We start from the raw sequence: 17,718 nt of genomic DNA on the forward strand, positions 1-17,718 counted from the left end.
AACGCTCTCATTACGGCCGCACACTGATCGTCAACTTTACTGACAACAGCGGGAGGCGGGGTTTCAGGAAGTGGCCCACTCTCCTCGCCAGGATGGCTGATAGCACCGGAACGAAGGAAATACGCGCGCCAGTGGTAGAGAGTGTCTACCGGGAGTGAAGCTATCTTTGACGGATCGGGCTCGCCCCAGCGGTCGGCCAGCCAGAAAATAAGCTCAAGCCAGGGCGAGCTGGTTAGTTTTTTTCCGCATCCTCAAGCTTGCCCAGGGCATGTTTTTTGACGGTTGCAATAGCGTCCAGCAGGGCCACGTTGTCATGCGCCTGCAGCAGTTCTGCTGCGGTGGGCTTGTCTTCCGTTGCGATTGAGCTGCCGTCAGGCTGAACCAGGCAGTCGACAATCAGCTGCACGCTAAGCTCTGAGGCTTTACGGGCATCTTCGGCAATCTGGCTGTCACGCAGCGCTTCTTCATGATCAATGAGTTCGCCCGCAGTCATGCGGCGAAGATAAACGGTTGTTCCAAAAATTTCGGCAGTAACAATTGCGTTTTTAGGTTTCAGCAGAGCTGATTTCAGAGCAGAGACGTCGATGGTAGACATAATTTTTCCTGAATATGAAAAAGTTAAAGGCCGCCAGAAAGCGGCCAATGAAGAATGTTATGGATCAGCTGCCTGCAGCCGTACCCCAGACGATGTTGTTCTGTTTACCCTGAACGGTGATCTGAATGACTTCACTTGCCGGAGCGGTGATTTCATTCATCTGCCAGCCAGACAGGGCCAGGATCATGTTTGCCGTTCGCCCGTTCGGCAGCTCAACGTAAAACTGTACGGTTTCACGGTTCTCTGCGGCGTTGAGGAAATCGGCAAAGTCCTTGTTGGCCGGATCGTCGATGAAGCCCAGTGATTTTTCCGGGCCTTCAGGCAGGTCGGAAATAAACTGTTTGCTGGTATCAATCAGGGTGGTGCAGTCCACAAAACTGCCAGTCTGACCTGTAGCGCCCAGCGCTTTACAGTTGATGAGCGGTTTCATTGTTGCTACGTCGCTGCCCGCAGCACCCCACATAACAACGGTGCCAGCAGGCAGCATCGCGTACTCTGGCGAAGTTTTATCAGCCATAATTTCTCTCTCTTTGAAGGTGGCAGCGAGCGCTACCGGTGGTTTTCAATGCGGTCGCGTATTTCTATCGCAAGGATGCGCAGAACTTTTGCTTTCTGATAATCGAGCGCCGGACGAATGAAGGGACTGGCGACCTGCTTCACGGTGCCCATCTCCTGTGCCAGCGCTTTGATGAAGTGTTTTTTGCTCGGACCAACGCGGAGATAAATAACCGCATTGCCTTTAGCTTTCGAGGAAGATGAGCGGATTTTGATGGAATCGCGCATGTGCTCACCTTTTGCCATTTCGTCATAGCCGGCGTGCGCTTTCATGTCTTCCAGAACGGGTTCCAGAGCGGCTTTACCAGCGTCCCGCAACACCTGCGTACCGACTTGTTCGCCAAGCGCCAGCAACTGACGCTCGAGTTCCTGAAGCCCTTTTACTTCCATGTGGATCATGATGCATCCTCTGGGCAGTAGATGATGTAATCTCTGGCGCGGCGGTATTTACCTCCGTCCTCAGGCTCAAAGCTCTCGCTAACGCTCTGGCGCTCTACATACTGGACGGGATAACCACCAATATGACCGTGCTGTATAGTTTCCCAGACAGCCCACAGACTTTTATCCATTTCCTCTGTCCTGCTGTAGAGGGAAGATACAAAGGCTATCTGGTAGCGAGCCGCCACAATTTTCGTGCGAATGGTGCCAGTGACAAGCCGCGGATCGCTTATAAGCTGCAGCGTCACAAATTCGCTTTCCGTTTGCGGGCCGATCAGTGGATAAACATTCACGCCAAGAATTGCTTCTACCGCGCTTTTTATTTCAGGGAACACGAGTGAAATCCTCCATACACAGGACTTCAATATTGCGTCTGTCGCGCGTGGGCAGCGGAGCAGTCACAGTAAAAACGCGTCCTTCTCCCTTATTTGTTACCTCGATAAAGCGAGTAACCGTAGCCCGAATATCATCCCGGTATCGCATGAAAATTTTCGTGGTAACGTTGGAGCGTTCGGCACTGCCACTAATAAAATCCCGCCCGGTAACGGCGCGGATATCTGCCGCGACAATGCCCTTACTCTTCCAGCCAATCAACTGACCGAAATTGTCACGGTCTTCAGTCTTTACTTCTATCCGGACACGGTGCCGGAGTCGGCCAGGTTCCATCAGGAGCCCTCCTCAGGTTCAGATTTACCGCGCCAGTTGCGATGGATGAACATCATGCGTTCTGCTGCAGCGTTCTCATATAGCTGTACTTCGCTTTGCGCGGTGCGGTGTTCAAACATGTCAGCAAAGACAAGGAGAACGGCGCCCTTAACGGCTGCAGGAATATCAGCTGCAACTTTCCATGCTGGTTCATCGCACCAGCGTATGCAGTAGTCAAAAGCGGCCTGAGCGTACAGGGTGATCAGCTCGTCCCTGTCGTCTTCCTCAAATTCGATCTGCTGCTTAAACAGGCGGAGGCCAATTACATCCAGAACATCTATCGCCATACATTAAAAGGGCGGGTCACCCCGCCCCCTCCATCATGAGCCAGAAGAGAAACTGCCCTTGATGATTGCCGTCGGGCGATAGTGCGCCAGCGCCAGGCGCTCTTCGCACAGGATGGTCAGCATGTTTTTCACGAAGTTATCGCGGTCTTCACGGCTGACTTCCACGGTGGCATCCATGCGATCCCACACCTGAGAGGCCATGTCGAAACCGCCCACAGTGAAGGTACCCGCTGCCTGTGCCTTGGTCGGTACCACCGGCAGGCCCCACATGATGTTGCTGGTGAAGGCTTGCGGGCCGCCGAAGAGATAGCGGCCTTCGTTATCTTTCAGCAGCGCAATGTTGTGCCAGTCGCGCGGGTTCAGGACGATACCGGAAGCGCTAAACTCAGACTCGGTCACCTGGTAAATTGCATGAGCGATAATATCTGCGCGGGTGTCACCTGAAACATTCAGCGAGGTGTCATAAGCAGTTGCCACTTTGTTCAGGCCTTCCAGGTTATCCCCGGTGCCGTCGCCGTTCAGCAGCTGATTTTCTTCCTTCAGCGCCAGACCATACATCAGACGACCGTTGACGTAAGACTGCAGCATTGGTGCATCATCCATCACCTGACGTGACGCCTGCACCCAGTGCGCGATGGTCTTCACGTTCGCGGTCTGTTTGCTGAAGGTGATATCCGATTCAGGCTTCAGCGCTTTCTCGGCCACCACATCGGCGTTATTGGTAAACACCTCTTCACGCACATATTCCAGAGCGTTACTGGAAATGCGGCCCTGAGCCAGCAGGTCACGGATGGTCAGACGGCGCAGGCCCGGCATGATAATGCCCGGGATCTGCATTGGCTGGATCAGTGCGCCAGCAGAGTCAGCGTCACTGCCGAGCGACTTATTGAACGTCTTCGCATCGAAGGTGCCCTGTTTACCGTCCCATGACTTGATGAGCTCTTCAGCAGCTCGCTCAGAGAAGGATTTCTTCTCACCGGGATTCTCAGCACCGGATGCCAGTTTCTGTTCAAGATCGAAGAGGCGGGTACCGGATTTGGTCAGTTCTTCCTGTACCTTCACCAGGTCGGCCTGCAGCTGTTTGGAAACCTTACCCGTGCTTTCAATTTCAGCTTTCTGCGCATCGAACAGCTGCGTCATTTTCTGCTGGGACTCTTCGATAGCTTTTTGAATGAGAGCGAGTTCAGACATAATTAATTACCTAAATTAGAAGGGAAAGATTTAATGCTCTGAAGCAGAGCGTTGATTTGTGCTTCGTTTCCGTCGCCCTCGGACTCGCTCCGAATCGCTGACTTAAACCGGGCTATTAACCCAACTGCCTGTGATTTGGTGAGCCCGACTGAATCCCTCAGCCAGTTCTCCACATCACGAATTGTTTCAATGCCGTCGACACTCTTCATGGCTGCGATGCCAGCCTGTTCGTTGGCGGGGAAAGTGCAGACGCTGATTTCACGCAGAGCCTGGATATTCTTAAAAATGCGGCCTGTTGGAATGATGGTGTAATCGTCTTTCGCAACGGAAAAGCCAACCGACATACCTTCAACCGTACCGTGCTGCATTGCCGCTTTCAGGTCGGCGGCGCCGCTGTGCCCTGGGGTAAGTTGACCGCGCACATACAGGCCTTTTTCGTCTTCGGCCAGGCTGTCCCATTTACCAACCGGCAGCTCCCACGTCTTGTGGTTGAAAAACATCGCCACTTTGCGGGTCTGGTTCGCCAGTGCGTTTTTAAACGCCCCGGGCAGAATGATGTCGCCATCGGAATCGGTGTTATTGAAAACAGAGGCGTAGCCTTCAAAAATCCCCTGTTTACCGTCACCGGTGAATTTGATTTCTGTCTCGTCGAAGGACAGCGTTTTTACGATTTCAGGCATTACGGCCCCCATAAAAATTAAGCCCCGTTATTACGGGGCTCTTTGTTGGTTCCTAAGTCGGTAATCGGCACATACTGCGCCTGTCGCATAGCCACATCGCCACCAGGCAATGGCGGCATGTTGTCCGTTCGGCGCATTTCATTGATGGTACGAAGTCCAGACTCTCCCATTGCCTTCATGAACGCGGCACGGGAGGCAGAATCGCCCCTCAGCAGACCATCAAGATTGTGCTCAGCATGTAGGCGGCCAACGTCATTAGACGGGATCAGCCATCGCTGAATGCTGTTTTCCCACCGGGAGATATAGGGCTGCAGCGTGTACTGCAGGAAGCCGAGATTCTGTTGCTCGATACCCGATCCCCAGCTCGTTGACTTCTCAACATCGCCAACAAGGTGAGGCGGTACGCCAAAGAACCGCGCCAGCTCGCTGACCTGGAATTTTCGGGACGCCATCATTTCGGCATCCTGTGGCGTTACGCCAATTGCCGATGTGGAAAAGCCCGCTTCCAGAATCCAGAGGCGTTTTTTTACCGGGCCGCCAGCGATCTCTTTGAAGTTCTCTTCAACCTGCGAGCGCTGCTGTTCAGTCAGCACCTTTTCGCCGGTTGACAGGATTTGTGGAGGCTTGGCGCCGTTGGCAAAGAAATCTCGCTGCTGGTCCTCCATTGCAACTGCCACGCCTGCCGATTTACAGGCAAAAGCTATGGGTGACAGGCCGACCAGCCCGGTGAATCCGAAGCCTTTAAGGTGAAAAATCTCTCTCTGCGAAAAGTTGGCGTATTCGCTGTCGCGTTGATAGCGATAAACCACTTTTTTTCCGACGAGTTTCACATCCATATTGGCAGACTGAAGCGGGAGAAGGCTTATCACGTCACCCGCGCTGTTGCGGTCCACCAGTGCATACGCGTTACCGTAGAAACAGAGCTGCATCGTCATGGCCTCCCTGAATTCCTGAGCGGTCATGTACTGATTCGGTGAGTAGCGCAGCAGTCGCGCTAGCGGATTGCTCAAACCCACTTTTTTGCGGTTGTCATTCTGGTCGGTTTCGAAGACATCAAGCGGTAAGCATGCCGTGAGCGTTGAAATCAGGCTCACGCAGCGCCACACAGTCGAAATTTGCAGTATCCGTTCATCGTTAATGGATGAATCGCCCAGGTGTCCGTGGGCCGAAACAGGCCCCGTCTGTGAGCCCTGATTTGGGGTGACTAAACGCCCGCCGACAAACCAGGACTGCAGCCTTGCCCACCAGCCGTTATTGGTTCGCAGGTCAATCGTGTATTTAGGTTCTTCCATCACATGCTCAGCGGTCGGAAAATGAAGTCATCGAAGTCACCACCTTGTTCGGTAACTTCCCCATTAGCAGCACCAACGGACATCGTCATTGCGACCATGCCATCAATACGGCCCGTTGCTTTGGATTTATCGAGCTTGCGGTTGCCAGCAGCATCTTTCACCACCACCGCATTCACAGCACACATCGTTAATACGGGGTGCATGCCATGCCTCACACGCCCGTTAAGCATCAGAGACTCCAGCGTGTCTACAGCTGGCCCCATATCCTTAAAGCCCTGGCCGAACTCGACCAGCGGGAGGCTCAGCCCAATGGCATCGGCATCCTTCCTGAACTGGTCAATGCGCCAGCGGTCAAAAGCCATCGAGGTAAGGTCGAAATCACCGATAATTTCAGCGATATCCGCAACGACGAATGAGTAATCCACCGAAGCGCCTGGCGTGGTGCGCAGCAGACCCTCTCTCACCCAAACGTCATAGGGTGCGCGGTCCGTTTTGGTTCGCTCCTCAAGAGTCTTTTGAGGTGTCCAGAAGAAGGGGAAAACATCCCAGGCACCATCATCTGCTTCACCAGCGATAACCAGCGCCGTTAAGTCGTTCCTGGCTGACAGATCCAGCCCCGCGTACCACTTCCTCGGCGTGTTAATCGGCATCTCTCCGCAAAGCTCCCACACGCTGCGGGAGATAAACGGCGATACGGTAGAAACGCGCTGATTGAGGTTGAGGTTTCGGAAGGTGTTTTCGAAGCTTGGCATTCGGCCAGCTTTCTCGGCCTGGCGCGCCATGTCTTTTTCTGACCTGAATGTTCCCAGCGCCGGGTTCGCAGCCAGCCAGGACTCGCGTTTACTGATATCAGCGTCTTTTGGCGCTTCATAAACGTGGCACACGATGTGCGGATCTTTCGATTTGACCGCATCATCGATCCAGATGCTCAGCAGGTCAGCATCGTTTGCTGCCTGCGTACTGATAACAATCAGCAGCGGGTTTTCATGGGCACCCTGCGCGGTAGTTATTGCATCGATAAAATCATCCTGCGGCCCCCTGACCTGCCCGGTTTCATCGAGAATGGCCAGAATGGGGGAAAGGCCGTGCGTCGTCTTACCTTCTGCGGATAAAGCCTTGTATTCGACGTTACACGGCAGGCCGATCAGCTTTTTGCCGCTTGGCGTAATGTGCACAATCTCCTGCAGCTTAGGGTTCAGGTTGACCATCTTCACCGCGAGGTTAAAAACGATGGCCGCCTGTTCCCGGCTAAGTGCACCGCTGACAATCTGCGTGTTCTGCACCGCTTCAGGCCCCACCAGGTGAGCCAAGAGGATTCCAGCGATTAAGCCTGTTTTACCGTTTTTCCGGGCGATGCTGAGGATCGCCATATCTGTTCCGGCTAGATTGTCGTAAACCGCCAGGATGAAATCTTTCTGAAAGGGGTCCAACCGCATAGGCTGGCCGATAAGCTTGCCTTCTGGCACGATGCAAAAGCGCTCAATGAACGCTATTACACGCTCACCTCGCGTCATAGTCTTTTATCCGTGCTTGGGAAAGGCGATCAGGTTGTCGTCCTGGTCCTGATGCTCGGTTTTGGTATTTCGTGCATCACGATCATTCTGATTGCGTTTCTTCTGGTCGCGGCTTTCGCCGTTGGTTGCGTGGGAATGGATCTGCAGGTCACGGCGCTGGGCCAGGATAGTTCGCTGCAAATCAGGAATTTGTTTGCGGAGATTTTTAATCAGCGCCTCATTTCTCTCTTCACCGCGCGCGCGTTCTTCTTTACGCAAATCTCTGCGTAAAACGGTGAGATAGAGCTGGTTATTTGCCAGCTCTGCAGCAGCCAGAAGGTCGGCCGGCGTCCAGCTGTCCAGAGCTTTCGATCTGATATTGTCATGCCAGAATGGTTCGGCTTTTTTTTCCAAACCTGCATGGGACGGAGGATCGATGGTGTCCACTGCTGCATTTTTCATGGCCTGAACCGCTGCCGCCGAACTGTCGGAACGGGTTCGTTTATCTGCCATATGTCAACACCTTAAAACTAAAAAAATCGGGTTAGCGTTAAAATCAAACTTTGGCGGCGGTCATTTGGGGCAAAGGTTTTGAAGATTTGATCCCCCCCTGCCCTGATGCGATTCATTCTCATTTGATATCGTTGCATTTGAAATGATTTCACATGATAGGTAATCGACTTGCCGCCGCCGCGCTATGCCGAATATTTGTCTACCTGTTCGAGTTTATGAGTGCCTTTCCCACGCCCGGAGACAACATGCCCTGAGACGGTCACTGTCGGCACCTCCTGCCCTACAGCGTGCTAGAACTGAATGGATGTCACGTTCTTCATCTCCACGCCATCAATCACCAGGCGAACGAATTTTCCATCGCGGTATTCAATGATGAGGTCTTTCATTACGCGCTCCAGTGAGACGCAGGATCGAGCGGGTAGCCGTTGGCATCACAGCCTATTACCGCGCCGCTCTTCTCCATTCTCTGTTTCGTTGAGTCATGATGCGCTTTGCACAGTGGCTGCCAGTTCTCTTTACTCCAGAACAGGAGCTGTGCTTTCGATATGGCCAGCGGGCTACCTGACTTAAGCGCATCTTTGAGTTTGTGGGGCTCGATATGGTCAACCACCGTTGCTGGGGTAATCCGCCCCTGCTGCTCGCACATCACACATAGTGGGTGCTGCTGCAGGAAACGCAGACGGGCTTTATCCCATCGGCTGCCATATACGCGGGGCTCTTTGTTCATGCCAGTCTCCATGCGCGCCGGCGTTCTGTCCTCGGCTCGTTGTCAGGGTGACGCTCAACCGTCTGGAGGTCAGCGTGATCCACCAGCGAGTAACACGGATAAATCACCCGACCACCGAATGCCTCGCCGACGGCGTAATCAGCTGCCAGCGTTTTGTTCCATGTGCTGAGCATGCGCGCCAAACTTCCCCGAGGAGGGCTATAACATACGCCGTGAATCAGCTTGCTTAACACGATGTGGTCACCACAGACGCGATCCGCATCCACCAGCATTCCGGCAATCTCTTTCTGGTACTGCGGCGGTCGGCCGGTACCGAGATAAAAGCTCAGCATGTCGTCAGGAAAACGAGCCAGCCAGTCCTGAGCCTTATAACGAAAACCATCAACGGGTAATGCATCCTCTTCGATGATAATCACTCTGTCTGATTGCTCAGCAGCCCAACGAAGAGCGCGAAGGTGGTTTGAATTTGCACCAGCACTATGCTCATCCATGAAGACAATGTCAGCCTCAAGCTTACTCGCTAACTCTTCAGCCATGGTGCGGCGGGAATGGTGAGCCACGATAGCGATCAACATCTGTCAGCCTCATTGTGTGTGAAGTGCTCAAGTCTGGCAGCAACAGCTGCGTCCCTGGCTTCTTCAAGTGACACGAATGTTTTCCTTAGAACAAACTTGCCATTGAGCTTAACTTGCGCGAGCCAGCGCCTGTTGCCGCGATTCAGATAAGTAACCCCGAGTACTCCGGTTTTACTATTTTTCTTAGCGCCGCCGAGGTTCTGATTGTTCTCGCTTCTGCTGGCCAACCTGAGGTGATTGATATTGCAGCAGAGCCTGTTGCGACAAATATGATCGACATCCATACCATCAGGAACAGGACCGTTCACGGATTCCCAAACAAAGCGATGCACACGTAATGCCTTACCGCCAGTTCGTATGCTGCCGTAACCTGTTTTTAACTTTGCTCCGGTCCATACCTGGCATTCGCCTTCAATCTTTGTCCTGGCCTTAATTGCTTCCTGTGGCGAGCTATAAACTGTGTTCCTCACAACCAACGGATCACCGTATTTCCGCCATCTGAAATAGTGCTTTCCGCACATCCCTCTTTTTTCAGAACTATTATCGCAGTCATTCACGGAACATTTTTTAGTCATGTGCATATCTCGCAACCAATAAAAAAGGCCGCCGAAGCGACCTTGATTTATTTTTCAAACTATTTATGGCGAAACCACGCACACTCTCTACCGACACCATCAGTCTTAAAAACTGTGTGGATGCGCGGGCCGGTGACAATTCGATCGCCAAAAGACTTAGCGACAATGCCAAAAGCGATCATATCCCCCACCGCGGCGCCAGCCTGTTCTTTCTTCCAGAAACGATAACTCTCGATCCGGTAGTAAAGACGGATGATGCCGTGAGCGAACGCCATTACATCAGCGCGAGTGCCACCCAGCAGACCAGCGTTAAGCATCACATCGCCGCGGTGCGCTTCAATGAATTCCTGATAGATACGCTCAGGATGATTCTGTTTCGCCCAGGTGTCGGCGTAGGTCTTCGGTTCAGAACCGACATATACCTTTCCGGGCTCCATTTCTTCCCACGGCGCGCGAAGCATTTCGACATCGGTACCATCAGTACACCAGACGAACCGGTATTCAGGGTGTTCGCGTAGATGCTGCCAGATGTGAAGCCAGCGCCGGAAGTAGACATTCATCTTCACGTCAGGAACGCGGCACAACTCAACATCTGCCGGTGCCTTCTGCAGTTCATCCACCAGCGCGATACGTCCACACTGCCGGAGTGATGCGGACCATTTAGCCAGCATGTCAGGCGAGGCCGCCATTTTCGTACCGCGCTGCGGGTCAGGCTGGCTGGTGAGTAGTGTAGTGATTACCACGTCGTGCTGCTTCCGGTATTCAACGTAACCGGTAAAGCCGGTATCACGTCGTTCGTTGTGGATCTTCACATTACGTTCCACCAGCGCCTGGCGGTCGGGCCTCGGTACTGAACGCTCTACGGCCTCATGCTCATCGAGAGAATGAATCAGCTTTTCTGAACCGACCACATCACCGTAAGCCCATGTCGTCAGTCCTGCGTTATGGATGCGCAGGGCAAGGTCGCTGTGTTCGTACATGCCGCGACCATAAACGGGATCGAATCCGCCAACCTTCTCGATGGCGCTACGGTGGTAGTACAGCATCACGCCGCGCTGCCCGGTGTACGCCACATGCTGATCGTCACGGTAAAGCACCGAAAGGTCATTGAGCTTATTCCGGCCAGCAAGATCGAGGAACTGGTAAGCCAGGTGTGGCTCGGGTGATTCGATGTAGGGAAGATGCCAGTTGTCAGCGATGGCATACGCATCGTCATCCCACAAAAATAAATGTTCGCACCCTGAGTCCATAAGGCATTCAAGGCTGGCGTTCTTCGAAGCAACAATGCCGAGTGATGTTTCATGGCGAAGCAGCTGCACGCCATCAGGCACTACTGCGGCAGGTTTAGAGCCATCGTCGATAACCACCACCAGCGCACCGATGGGAAGATGTTTGGTGTGCTGCTCAATGGCGCGCTTTAAAACGTCTGGCCGGTTATGGGTAGTTATGGCAATGCCAATCCGGGAGAATACGGCACCAGCTGGTACATACGGTACGCCATTGATAGAGACTTCCATAAAAGCCCCTTAGTAAAAAGCCACGCTATTGCGAGGCTCTGGTTTCTTTCTGGCAGTTCGCCTGCCACGCTTTGTTATGCGCCAGGATATCTTTCTTCGTCTGCTTATCCAAGACGTCAACATCGTGGTTTGTCACGTAGATAATCCGGGTCCACAGACAGCCCGTATCAACCACCACCGGGGCGGGTGAAGTTTTCGCGCAGCTCGCGATCAACATCGTCATCAGGCATGCGGTTAACAGTCTGCTGTACATTGCTGGCCTCTTTCGTTGCTTCTACCCGGCGTTCGGCTACTGCTTCAGTGGCTGCGGCCTTTTCTTCGGTGCGCTGCAGGTCTGCTTTCGCTTCCGCTTTGCTGGTGCCGCGTGAATGACCTAGGCCAAATGCGGCGGCAATAGCAGCAAAAACAGCGACAACGAGTCCGGTAATCATCTCAAGCGTCATATAACCACCCGCTCCTTTATCCAGCCATAAACAAACGTCTCGTTTGCGCTGCGCTGCTCTGCCAGCTCAAGATAACGCTGGCCCTGGCTACAATTCAGGGCCCGAAGCATAACCAGCTCACCCTCTTTCCCTCGCCGGGCAAGATAGCTTTTTAACGCGCTGATAGTTCGCGGACCGATAAAACCATCTGCAATCAGATCGGGATAGAGCGTGCCCTGAATGTTGAACACGTTCAGCCAGCGCTGAAACCATTTGGTCTGAACCGATGGGCCCATGTTAACGCCGGTATCGCACAGTTCTGCGGCGATGGCTGGTGATACCTCAGAAACAAGATCAAAGCGTGGCCCTGTCCAGTAGTCGGCCGTCAGGATATCTAGCGCCTGCTGGCGGGTCAGGTTTCGCATATCCCCGAAAAATCCGTGGGCGCGAGCTACCGCTTGTGTGATCCCCCAGTTAGTTGGACCGCCCTTATCGTCAGGGTGATTAACGTAGCCGCCCTCTTTACCGAGGATGGCATTAAAAATTTCGTCTTTGGTCATGCGAATGCCTCAGGACGTCAATGATGCGTGCTACGTTTCCCCGAGCCCAGAGAACGGCGGCGCATATCAGGACGTTCACCAGCACCACAAACCAGTGGGATTCATGGTACAGGCCGAACAAATAACGGAAAGGGACGCTGGCGTATACCAGCACCGTGAAATACGCCATCAGCGATATCAGAGGGCGATGTCTCGCCCCGCCGCGCTGGTAGAACATCAGTGCAATAACGATCACAGCAGAGATAATTGCGTTTGCCATCGCACTCGGATCACTTGTTACCATTGCTGGCCCCTCCACCACGTAAACGCGAGAGAATTCCAAACAGGCTACCCAAATCCTGACTGTTGACGAACGTCAGCAGCTTAATAGCAATAGCGGCTACGATTACCGCGCCCAGCGCATCAAGTGGCCTGTCGCTATACCCCGTCCATTTGGAGAAGTAAGAGCCGAGCAGTGGCGCGCCGATAACGCCGAAGATGAATGAGGTGATGAAGTAGCCCACCAGCTTAAGGCGGCTGATATTAACCGCCGTAGCGACGTAGAACACCGCACCAGCGAATGCGCCAAACACCACACCGTAATCTATGCCGGTTGCCAGGCCGAACACGCTGGCCCCCATCAGACCACCAGCCGCTACTGTCGTGCCAGAAACAGGATCGGACATCTAGTCCCCCTCTTATTGCCGTGAATCCTCTCAGTGATGAGGGGAATAAAAAAAGCCCGCTTTTGAAGGCGGGCTAATGAGTGACTATTAGTAAGTAAGGTAGGTAGTCGTGAGTCTTGCTAACTGACCTGAGTGAGACAGTATCGGGCTGATTCACTATAGGTTCAGGAGAACCCCCAGAGAGGTAGGCGCATCTCACAACTCAAAGCGTAGCAGCAGATTACAAAACCATAAAAAAAGGCCTGCTTTTTATAGCAGGCTCTCAAGGAATTTGAAACTTATATTGTTATTGTCATGGTGCCGGGTGCCTCCCGGTGACTCAACCCCAGTCAGCAAAGCCGCGCGCATACCTGCAGATAGCAGTTGACTGGAACGCCCTTTCGCTTAGAAAGGATTCACCACAATAATAAGTTACGACTAATCCATTCTAGCGGTCAATACATCATCGCCATGAGTCCTCTCAGAACGAGGGGAAACAAAAAAGGCCACCCATTGGCAGCCTTAGAAAAGCAAAAACCCCGCCGAGGCAGGGTTTCAATGATTAATTTCGTTTGGACGGTATCTTCCACGATTAGAAGCATACAGGACAGTTTTATGCAAAGTCAACACTAACGTGCAAAAAAGTGTCGCCATTTGTTCCGATCATATTAATAAGTTGTTGCCTTCTCAAATTCTACTGCCGCGTGACGCTCCCCCTGCCGCAGGGTGTCCACCAGCATTTCATAAAAGGGTTTCCAGTTGCGTGACCATGAGGACTGATGGAGGTCAGGGAGACGCTTCAGAATGGCACGGTGTACCGTCGCCGAGGAGATAGCAGAGAAGCCATTACCAGAGCAACGTTCACACGTTTTGAAAACCGGTGCGCCGCGGTCTTTAGTCGCTTTGCGGTCCAACACTTCGCCTTTACCGCCGCACCTGCACCGGGCAAGGATCACTTTCTTTCCTCCGCATGTTCCGCAAACCCTTTTCACCAGCTCATTTTTTATCTTCGGAGCCACCACTTCGGCACCGTCTGCATCGAAAATACCAGGATGTTTAACCACATCCTCATTACCGAAGATAAACCCGGTACCACTGCAGCTGTGACACGTCACGCTGGTAGCCGCTGAACGGGAGTATTCAGCAAAGGCAAATTGTGCCAGCATCTGCATGCACCATCCGAACTGCCCACCAGCTGCTTTGCGAACATTCTTCGGTGCGACATCCATCGCATATCGCGCCAGCGCCTGAACTGCGAGCTGTTCATCCGTTTTGCTGATTCCCGCTTTACCGAAGAACGCCGCCAGGCCGAAGCGCGCACGGCTGCTGGTGGTGCCAATCGCCGCCATTACATCTGTTCCTGTAAGGCGGTCCGGAGAGGTTCCTTTCACGTCGTCGCTGATGTGCATTCCTTGTGGACTAAAATGTTTGAGTGATGCTTCCAGTTTCATGCGCTTGCCCCCGCTGTTTTAATAATCTGCATTGCTGGATTGCCTATCTTTTGCGTATCGTCTGGTTTGAGTTTTCTGCTGTGGCGCCGAACGCTGCTTTGCTAACTCTTGGTCAATTGGCAGGAAGTGCCCGTTATAGAATCGACGGTAGATCGTGCCCAGCTCACCGTTGCGCTGTTTGGTCACGTTAATTTCCGCTATCCCTTTCGCTGGAGACTCAGGGTTATAAACTTCGTCGCGGTAAAGCATCATGATCAGATCGGCATCTGCCTCGATCTCACCCGAGTTTTTGAGGTCTGAGTTCATCGGTCGCTTATTGGGACGCGACTCAACGCCACGAGAAAGCTGGCTCAGGGCAAGCACCGGCGTTTTATTAGATTTAGCCAGACGCTTGAGTCCTTTTGACACCTCACCGACGGCAAGGTCATATCGTGCAGTGCTTTCGATTTTGATGAGTGCCAGATAATCCACCACCACCAGCGCTATTTCCGGATGAGCCAGCTGCAGGCGGGTAGCTATCTGTTGAATCTGATCTACTGTCAGATCGGTGGAATCAACCATCCAGATGCTGCGACCAGTCAGCCGTTCTACACCGTTTGTCAGCCTGGCCCAGTCCTCATCCTCAAAATCAGCAGCCTTTTTCAGGCGTGAAACAGACATGCCTCCGGCAGCAGATACCATTCGCTCACCGATCTGGATATTTGGCATTTCCATGCTGAAGAACAGCACACCGCGGCCCTGCTCAGAAACTTTGTCGATGATATCCAGCGCCAATTCAGTTTTACCCATCGACGGCCGCGCAGCGATAAACACCAGGTCTGTTGGTTCAATGCCTCCAGTCTTTGCATCAAGCTCTTCAATGCCCGTCATGAGGCTTCTGGCTTCTTCGAGGCCGCGGTTGCGTGCATCTACCCGATCCACTACAGCAGGAAGAATGTCGTCGATATGAACTGGCTGAACGGTCTTTTCTTCGAGAGAAATTGCGGCAATGCTGTTCTGTGCAGCCCTGAATGCCGATAAAGCCGCATCACCATTGTGAGCACTCCGGAGATCAGCCAGCGCCCTTTCAATCACAGCTTCGGCATCGCGAACAGCTGCATTACGCTCCAGCGTGGAAACGTAGGACACAAGCGCCGACTTCGCCCATGCGATACGGCTCGAGTCCATAATGATTGCGCTGTGCTTTGGCATGTTTTCGCAGAGCAGTACAGGGTCAATAACGCCAGCTCCACGCGCCTGACGGCAGATCCCAGTATATATTTCCCGATACTGCGGTACCGAGAAAGCGGTGGCTGGCACCCTGGAAAGAATATCCAGTACCTCAGGGTCGGCACCACGCAGAAAAATTGCGCCGATCACCGCACCTTCCAGATCTTCATTTTTCCAGACAGGAGTCATGCTACAACTCCTGACGCGATGGCACGGAAACTTCCCCAGCCAAATGCCAGACGGTTGCGGCCACCATCGGTAACCCGATCCACAATTCTCTCGCCAATCGTTTCTTTCAACTGGTCGAATGTAAGATTGCTGATCAGGATTGTTGGCAAAATGCTTTCGTACCTGGCATTGATAATTTCCTGAAGGATGGTCATTTCAGTCGGACTGCCGAACTGAACGCCCACCTCGTCGATAATTAGCAGATCCAATGAAGCGAAACGTTCAATTACATCTTCCTCGGTCATTTCAGCATTGTGGCGCCACGTGCTTTTCACTGCTCGGGTGAGGCGCATAACGTCGGTGATTTCCACTTTAGCGAGATGTCCACGGATAATGCTCTTCGCCATGGCCACTGCCAGATGGTTTTTACCGGTCCCGCAGTTTCCGGTCATGACGAGCCCAGTTCCAGCTTTCAGGCGATCAGGCCAACTGGCGGTGTAGCGCTGACAGACTGCCAGATTTTTGGCGGCATCCGGGTTGACAGCCTGGTAGTTATCGAATTCACATGCTTCGAATCGTCTTGCGATCCCGGCATTGTCCATCAGGTCGACTACTCGTAATGCACGCAGACTGGATTCAATGTCAGCAAGTTCCGCTTTCACACACTCCGGGCACTGGGAGTATTTAACGTTTTCAACTCCACGATATGCTTTTCCAGTGAGGGAAATGCGCTGATAGTTGCCATGTTTTTCACAGTCGGCGGCGTGGACGTCGCCTGACTCCCAGCTCCCCCACTGCCACGGTTTTTTATGTTCAACAGCAAACGCCAGTTCTTCACGAAGCCCTTCGCGCTTTGCCACCAGAGCTTCCCTTTCTTCGCGTTGTTTAATACTCAGCATTGTGATTTCTCCTGCTTACCAGTTGCAGTCTGATTGGCCATAGTCTTGTTCACTAAACCCCGAAACCGGCAGCCCACCAGGTCTACCGCTTACCGCACCAGATGGCGCCTGCCATGGCTCTTCGAAATGCCGATCGGGTCCAAAGAACGTCGCCGCCTGTTTCACGTACTGCGTTCCGGCGCTACCTGTAGCACGGACATAACCTGCATAACGGTTTACACCAGCCAGCATTGCCTCAGTGTTAACACCGTCTTTGATTCGAGCTTTCCAGGCTTTCCAGGCGGCAGCTTTAGAATTACCGCCAGCACGTTTAGGGTATGCCTGCCATACCTTCTCGAACTCGTTGGAATAGTTCTCTTTGGAAGAGCGATTTTCAGAATGGTTATCAGATGAACCGTTATATTTAGGTTCTTTGACTGATTCATTGACTGGTTCAAAAGAGTGACTGATTCTGGGTGCAGCTCCTGCACTACCCCCTAGTGAATCTCCTGCACTATGGGGTGAATCTACTGCACCAGGTAGTGAACGATTTGCACTACCCCCTAGTGAATCTCCTGCACTACTAAAATCAAGGCGATAAACATTACTTGAGTTACCTTTTGGCCCCGGGCGAAGTTCTTTTTTTACCAGGCCGCATTCACACAAAGCATCAATGTGAATCATCACAGATCGCTTACTGATTTCGCACTGATCAGCGATGTGTTGATAACTCGGCCAGCACTCGCCATGGTCACTAGCGTTATCTGCAAGCTTCAGAAGCACGAGCTTACGCAGTGGATTTCCCACCTTGACCTTCATTGCTTTAACCATCAGTTCCATGCTCATGCGACACCCGCCAACTCATTTTCGTTACTGAATTCAGCCACCAGTAAAGGTTCGCTGACGCAATAATGCCGTGACATGTCACACCCCATTACCCGGGTGCGGGAAAAGAGTCGGCAAATCAGGGCGCAGTTCATGGGGCTTAACAACTCCATTAACTGCGTTTGAGACTGCCACTGCATGGACCGGAGAAACTTTCTTGATCCCCCTGACCCACTTCCAGACAGCTCCTTGCGTAACGCCAACCTTTTTAGCAAGCGAACTTTGACCACCAGCAACGTACACGGCTTTCGCCATTGGGGATTCAAAAACCTCATCAGTCATAACAAAGTCCTTAGTATTAATATTAAAGATATAAAATAATACCAAAGGAATAATTAATCAAGTATTATCCGCTTGC

25 protein-coding genes are annotated in these 17,718 nt (G+C 52.7%); all 25 read right to left on the bottom strand.

Annotation, left to right across the window (positions count from 1 at the left end; genetic code table 11):
* Positions 1-232: 232 nt before the first annotated feature.
* The 25 genes from ACQG2Q_RS17605 to ACQG2Q_RS17725 all read right to left on the bottom strand — a co-directional run bounded on the left by ACQG2Q_RS17605 (position 233) and on the right by ACQG2Q_RS17725 (position 17,642).
* Positions 233-595: a phage tail protein gene (locus ACQG2Q_RS17605; protein WP_048959839.1), complete on the bottom strand. Its 363-nt coding sequence runs from the start codon at positions 593-595 to the stop codon at positions 233-235.
* A 64-nt stretch (positions 596-659) separates the two neighbouring features.
* Complete coding sequence (locus ACQG2Q_RS17610) at positions 660-1,112, bottom strand: phage tail protein (protein ID WP_257286937.1); 453 nt, start codon at positions 1,110-1,112, stop codon at positions 660-662.
* 32 nt (positions 1,113-1,144) lie between these two features.
* Entirely contained in the window at positions 1,145-1,549 is a 405-nt protein-coding gene (locus ACQG2Q_RS17615; protein WP_257286936.1) for an HK97-gp10 family putative phage morphogenesis protein, read from the bottom strand.
* The gene (locus tag ACQG2Q_RS17620) at positions 1,546-1,923 is read right to left on the bottom strand and encodes a hypothetical protein (RefSeq protein WP_257286935.1); all 378 of its coding nucleotides are present in this window, start codon (positions 1,921-1,923) and stop codon (positions 1,546-1,548) included. Before ACQG2Q_RS17620 ends, ACQG2Q_RS17615 begins: the two co-directional genes overlap by 4 nt.
* A complete protein-coding gene (locus ACQG2Q_RS17625) occupies positions 1,913-2,254 on the bottom strand; it encodes a phage head closure protein (RefSeq protein WP_257286934.1) in 342 nt (113 codons plus the stop codon). Before ACQG2Q_RS17625 ends, ACQG2Q_RS17620 begins: the two co-directional genes overlap by 11 nt.
* Positions 2,254-2,580, bottom strand: coding sequence for a head-tail connector protein (locus ACQG2Q_RS17630; protein WP_016063563.1), 327 nt, complete (start codon positions 2,578-2,580; stop codon positions 2,254-2,256). Before ACQG2Q_RS17630 ends, ACQG2Q_RS17625 begins: the two co-directional genes overlap by 1 nt.
* Positions 2,581-2,613: 33 nt before the next feature.
* On the bottom strand, positions 2,614-3,771 hold the full coding sequence (locus ACQG2Q_RS17635; RefSeq protein ID WP_257286933.1) for a phage major capsid protein: 1,158 nt from the start codon (positions 3,769-3,771) through the stop codon (positions 2,614-2,616).
* A gap of 2 nt (positions 3,772-3,773) precedes the next feature.
* Entirely contained in the window at positions 3,774-4,451 is a 678-nt protein-coding gene (locus ACQG2Q_RS17640) for an HK97 family phage prohead protease (protein WP_016063561.1), read from the bottom strand.
* Between the two features lie 17 nt (positions 4,452-4,468).
* Positions 4,469-5,743, bottom strand: coding sequence for a phage portal protein (locus ACQG2Q_RS17645; protein WP_426759248.1), 1,275 nt, complete (start codon positions 5,741-5,743; stop codon positions 4,469-4,471).
* Positions 5,743-7,257 carry a terminase large subunit gene (locus ACQG2Q_RS17650; protein ID WP_271079856.1) on the bottom strand — a complete coding sequence of 505 codons (1,515 nt, stop codon included), beginning with the start codon at positions 7,255-7,257 and terminating at the stop codon, positions 5,743-5,745. Before ACQG2Q_RS17650 ends, ACQG2Q_RS17645 begins: the two co-directional genes overlap by 1 nt.
* 6 nt (positions 7,258-7,263) lie before the next feature.
* The gene (locus tag ACQG2Q_RS17655) at positions 7,264-7,749 is read right to left on the bottom strand and encodes a terminase (protein WP_193165494.1); all 486 of its coding nucleotides are present in this window, start codon (positions 7,747-7,749) and stop codon (positions 7,264-7,266) included.
* A 385-nt stretch (positions 7,750-8,134) separates the two neighbouring features.
* On the bottom strand, positions 8,135-8,476 hold the full coding sequence (locus ACQG2Q_RS17660) for an HNH endonuclease signature motif containing protein (protein ID WP_271079855.1): 342 nt from the start codon (positions 8,474-8,476) through the stop codon (positions 8,135-8,137).
* The gene (locus ACQG2Q_RS17665) at positions 8,473-9,051 is read right to left on the bottom strand and encodes a hypothetical protein (protein WP_257286917.1); all 579 of its coding nucleotides are present in this window, start codon (positions 9,049-9,051) and stop codon (positions 8,473-8,475) included. The genes ACQG2Q_RS17660 and ACQG2Q_RS17665 overlap by 4 nt, the downstream gene beginning before the upstream one ends.
* Positions 9,045-9,626, bottom strand: coding sequence for an HNH endonuclease signature motif containing protein (locus ACQG2Q_RS17670; RefSeq protein WP_162270596.1), 582 nt, complete (start codon positions 9,624-9,626; stop codon positions 9,045-9,047). The genes ACQG2Q_RS17665 and ACQG2Q_RS17670 overlap by 7 nt, the downstream gene beginning before the upstream one ends.
* 59 nt (positions 9,627-9,685) lie before the next feature.
* Positions 9,686-11,143, bottom strand: a complete 1,458-nt coding sequence (locus ACQG2Q_RS17675; RefSeq protein ID WP_271079853.1) for a glycosyltransferase family 2 protein — start codon at positions 11,141-11,143, stop codon at positions 9,686-9,688.
* 25 nt (positions 11,144-11,168) lie between these two features.
* A complete protein-coding gene (locus ACQG2Q_RS17680) occupies positions 11,169-11,360 on the bottom strand; it encodes a hypothetical protein (RefSeq protein ID WP_060578658.1) in 192 nt (63 codons plus the stop codon).
* Positions 11,311-11,586: a DUF2681 domain-containing protein gene (locus ACQG2Q_RS17685; RefSeq protein ID WP_119312044.1), complete on the bottom strand. Its 276-nt coding sequence runs from the start codon at positions 11,584-11,586 to the stop codon at positions 11,311-11,313. Before ACQG2Q_RS17685 ends, ACQG2Q_RS17680 begins: the two co-directional genes overlap by 50 nt.
* On the bottom strand, positions 11,583-12,125 hold the full coding sequence (locus tag ACQG2Q_RS17690; RefSeq protein ID WP_047352751.1) for a glycoside hydrolase family 108 protein: 543 nt from the start codon (positions 12,123-12,125) through the stop codon (positions 11,583-11,585). The genes ACQG2Q_RS17685 and ACQG2Q_RS17690 overlap by 4 nt, the downstream gene beginning before the upstream one ends.
* The gene (locus ACQG2Q_RS17695; protein ID WP_049110993.1) at positions 12,103-12,408 is read right to left on the bottom strand and encodes a phage holin family protein; all 306 of its coding nucleotides are present in this window, start codon (positions 12,406-12,408) and stop codon (positions 12,103-12,105) included. Before ACQG2Q_RS17695 ends, ACQG2Q_RS17690 begins: the two co-directional genes overlap by 23 nt.
* Positions 12,395-12,790 (bottom strand): phage holin family protein, encoded by a 396-nt coding sequence (locus tag ACQG2Q_RS17700; RefSeq protein WP_032624437.1) that lies wholly within the window; start codon positions 12,788-12,790, stop codon positions 12,395-12,397. Before ACQG2Q_RS17700 ends, ACQG2Q_RS17695 begins: the two co-directional genes overlap by 14 nt.
* A gap of 647 nt (positions 12,791-13,437) precedes the next feature.
* Positions 13,438-14,220: an antitermination protein gene (locus ACQG2Q_RS17705; RefSeq protein ID WP_271079852.1), complete on the bottom strand. Its 783-nt coding sequence runs from the start codon at positions 14,218-14,220 to the stop codon at positions 13,438-13,440.
* Between the two features lie 18 nt (positions 14,221-14,238).
* On the bottom strand, positions 14,239-15,618 hold the full coding sequence (locus ACQG2Q_RS17710) for a replicative DNA helicase (RefSeq protein ID WP_053520796.1): 1,380 nt from the start codon (positions 15,616-15,618) through the stop codon (positions 14,239-14,241).
* A complete protein-coding gene (locus ACQG2Q_RS17715) occupies positions 15,615-16,496 on the bottom strand; it encodes an ATP-binding protein (RefSeq protein WP_017384391.1) in 882 nt (293 codons plus the stop codon). Before ACQG2Q_RS17715 ends, ACQG2Q_RS17710 begins: the two co-directional genes overlap by 4 nt.
* A 15-nt stretch (positions 16,497-16,511) precedes the next feature.
* Complete coding sequence (locus tag ACQG2Q_RS17720; protein WP_271079851.1) at positions 16,512-17,321, bottom strand: helix-turn-helix domain-containing protein; 810 nt, start codon at positions 17,319-17,321, stop codon at positions 16,512-16,514.
* A gap of 78 nt (positions 17,322-17,399) precedes the next feature.
* Positions 17,400-17,642 carry a transcriptional regulator gene (locus tag ACQG2Q_RS17725; RefSeq protein WP_063840756.1) on the bottom strand — a complete coding sequence of 81 codons (243 nt, stop codon included), beginning with the start codon at positions 17,640-17,642 and terminating at the stop codon, positions 17,400-17,402.
* Between the last annotated feature and the right edge of the window lie 76 nt (positions 17,643-17,718).

Source organism: Enterobacter cloacae complex sp. 370H10 (assembly GCF_050031535.1).
GTDB classification, from domain to species: domain Bacteria; phylum Pseudomonadota; class Gammaproteobacteria; order Enterobacterales; family Enterobacteriaceae; genus Enterobacter; species Enterobacter intestinihominis.

Excerpts from the sequence above, each read along its gene's own strand:
- ACQG2Q_RS17605 (WP_048959839.1), bottom strand. The coding sequence starts at position 595 with ATGTCTACCATCGACGTCTCTGCTCTGAAATCAGCTCTGCTGAAACCT.
- ACQG2Q_RS17610 (WP_257286937.1), bottom strand. The coding sequence starts at position 1,112 with ATGGCTGATAAAACTTCGCCAGAGTACGCGATGCTGCCTGCTGGCACC.
- ACQG2Q_RS17615 (WP_257286936.1), bottom strand. The coding sequence starts at position 1,549 with ATGATCCACATGGAAGTAAAAGGGCTTCAGGAACTCGAGCGTCAGTTG.
- ACQG2Q_RS17625 (WP_257286934.1), bottom strand. The coding sequence starts at position 2,254 with ATGGAACCTGGCCGACTCCGGCACCGTGTCCGGATAGAAGTAAAGACT.
- ACQG2Q_RS17630 (WP_016063563.1), bottom strand. The coding sequence starts at position 2,580 with ATGGCGATAGATGTTCTGGATGTAATTGGCCTCCGCCTGTTTAAGCAG.
- ACQG2Q_RS17635 (WP_257286933.1), bottom strand. The coding sequence starts at position 3,771 with ATGTCTGAACTCGCTCTCATTCAAAAAGCTATCGAAGAGTCCCAGCAG.
- ACQG2Q_RS17640 (WP_016063561.1), bottom strand. The coding sequence starts at position 4,451 with ATGCCTGAAATCGTAAAAACGCTGTCCTTCGACGAGACAGAAATCAAA.
- ACQG2Q_RS17645 (WP_426759248.1), bottom strand. The coding sequence starts at position 5,743 with ATGGAAGAACCTAAATACACGATTGACCTGCGAACCAATAACGGCTGG.
- ACQG2Q_RS17650 (WP_271079856.1), bottom strand. The coding sequence starts at position 7,257 with ATGACGCGAGGTGAGCGTGTAATAGCGTTCATTGAGCGCTTTTGCATC.
- ACQG2Q_RS17655 (WP_193165494.1), bottom strand. The coding sequence starts at position 7,749 with ATGGCAGATAAACGAACCCGTTCCGACAGTTCGGCGGCAGCGGTTCAG.
- ACQG2Q_RS17660 (WP_271079855.1), bottom strand. The coding sequence starts at position 8,476 with ATGAACAAAGAGCCCCGCGTATATGGCAGCCGATGGGATAAAGCCCGT.
- ACQG2Q_RS17665 (WP_257286917.1), bottom strand. The coding sequence starts at position 9,051 with ATGTTGATCGCTATCGTGGCTCACCATTCCCGCCGCACCATGGCTGAA.
- ACQG2Q_RS17670 (WP_162270596.1), bottom strand. The coding sequence starts at position 9,626 with ATGACTAAAAAATGTTCCGTGAATGACTGCGATAATAGTTCTGAAAAA.
- ACQG2Q_RS17675 (WP_271079853.1), bottom strand. The coding sequence starts at position 11,143 with ATGGAAGTCTCTATCAATGGCGTACCGTATGTACCAGCTGGTGCCGTA.
- ACQG2Q_RS17680 (WP_060578658.1), bottom strand. The coding sequence starts at position 11,360 with ATGTTGATCGCGAGCTGCGCGAAAACTTCACCCGCCCCGGTGGTGGTT.
- ACQG2Q_RS17685 (WP_119312044.1), bottom strand. The coding sequence starts at position 11,586 with ATGACGCTTGAGATGATTACCGGACTCGTTGTCGCTGTTTTTGCTGCT.
- ACQG2Q_RS17690 (WP_047352751.1), bottom strand. The coding sequence starts at position 12,125 with ATGACCAAAGACGAAATTTTTAATGCCATCCTCGGTAAAGAGGGCGGC.
- ACQG2Q_RS17695 (WP_049110993.1), bottom strand. The coding sequence starts at position 12,408 with ATGGTAACAAGTGATCCGAGTGCGATGGCAAACGCAATTATCTCTGCT.
- ACQG2Q_RS17700 (WP_032624437.1), bottom strand. The coding sequence starts at position 12,790 with ATGTCCGATCCTGTTTCTGGCACGACAGTAGCGGCTGGTGGTCTGATG.
- ACQG2Q_RS17705 (WP_271079852.1), bottom strand. The coding sequence starts at position 14,220 with ATGAAACTGGAAGCATCACTCAAACATTTTAGTCCACAAGGAATGCAC.
- ACQG2Q_RS17710 (WP_053520796.1), bottom strand. The coding sequence starts at position 15,618 with ATGACTCCTGTCTGGAAAAATGAAGATCTGGAAGGTGCGGTGATCGGC.
- ACQG2Q_RS17715 (WP_017384391.1), bottom strand. The coding sequence starts at position 16,496 with ATGCTGAGTATTAAACAACGCGAAGAAAGGGAAGCTCTGGTGGCAAAG.
- ACQG2Q_RS17720 (WP_271079851.1), bottom strand. The coding sequence starts at position 17,321 with ATGAGCATGGAACTGATGGTTAAAGCAATGAAGGTCAAGGTGGGAAAT.
- ACQG2Q_RS17725 (WP_063840756.1), bottom strand. The coding sequence starts at position 17,642 with ATGACTGATGAGGTTTTTGAATCCCCAATGGCGAAAGCCGTGTACGTT.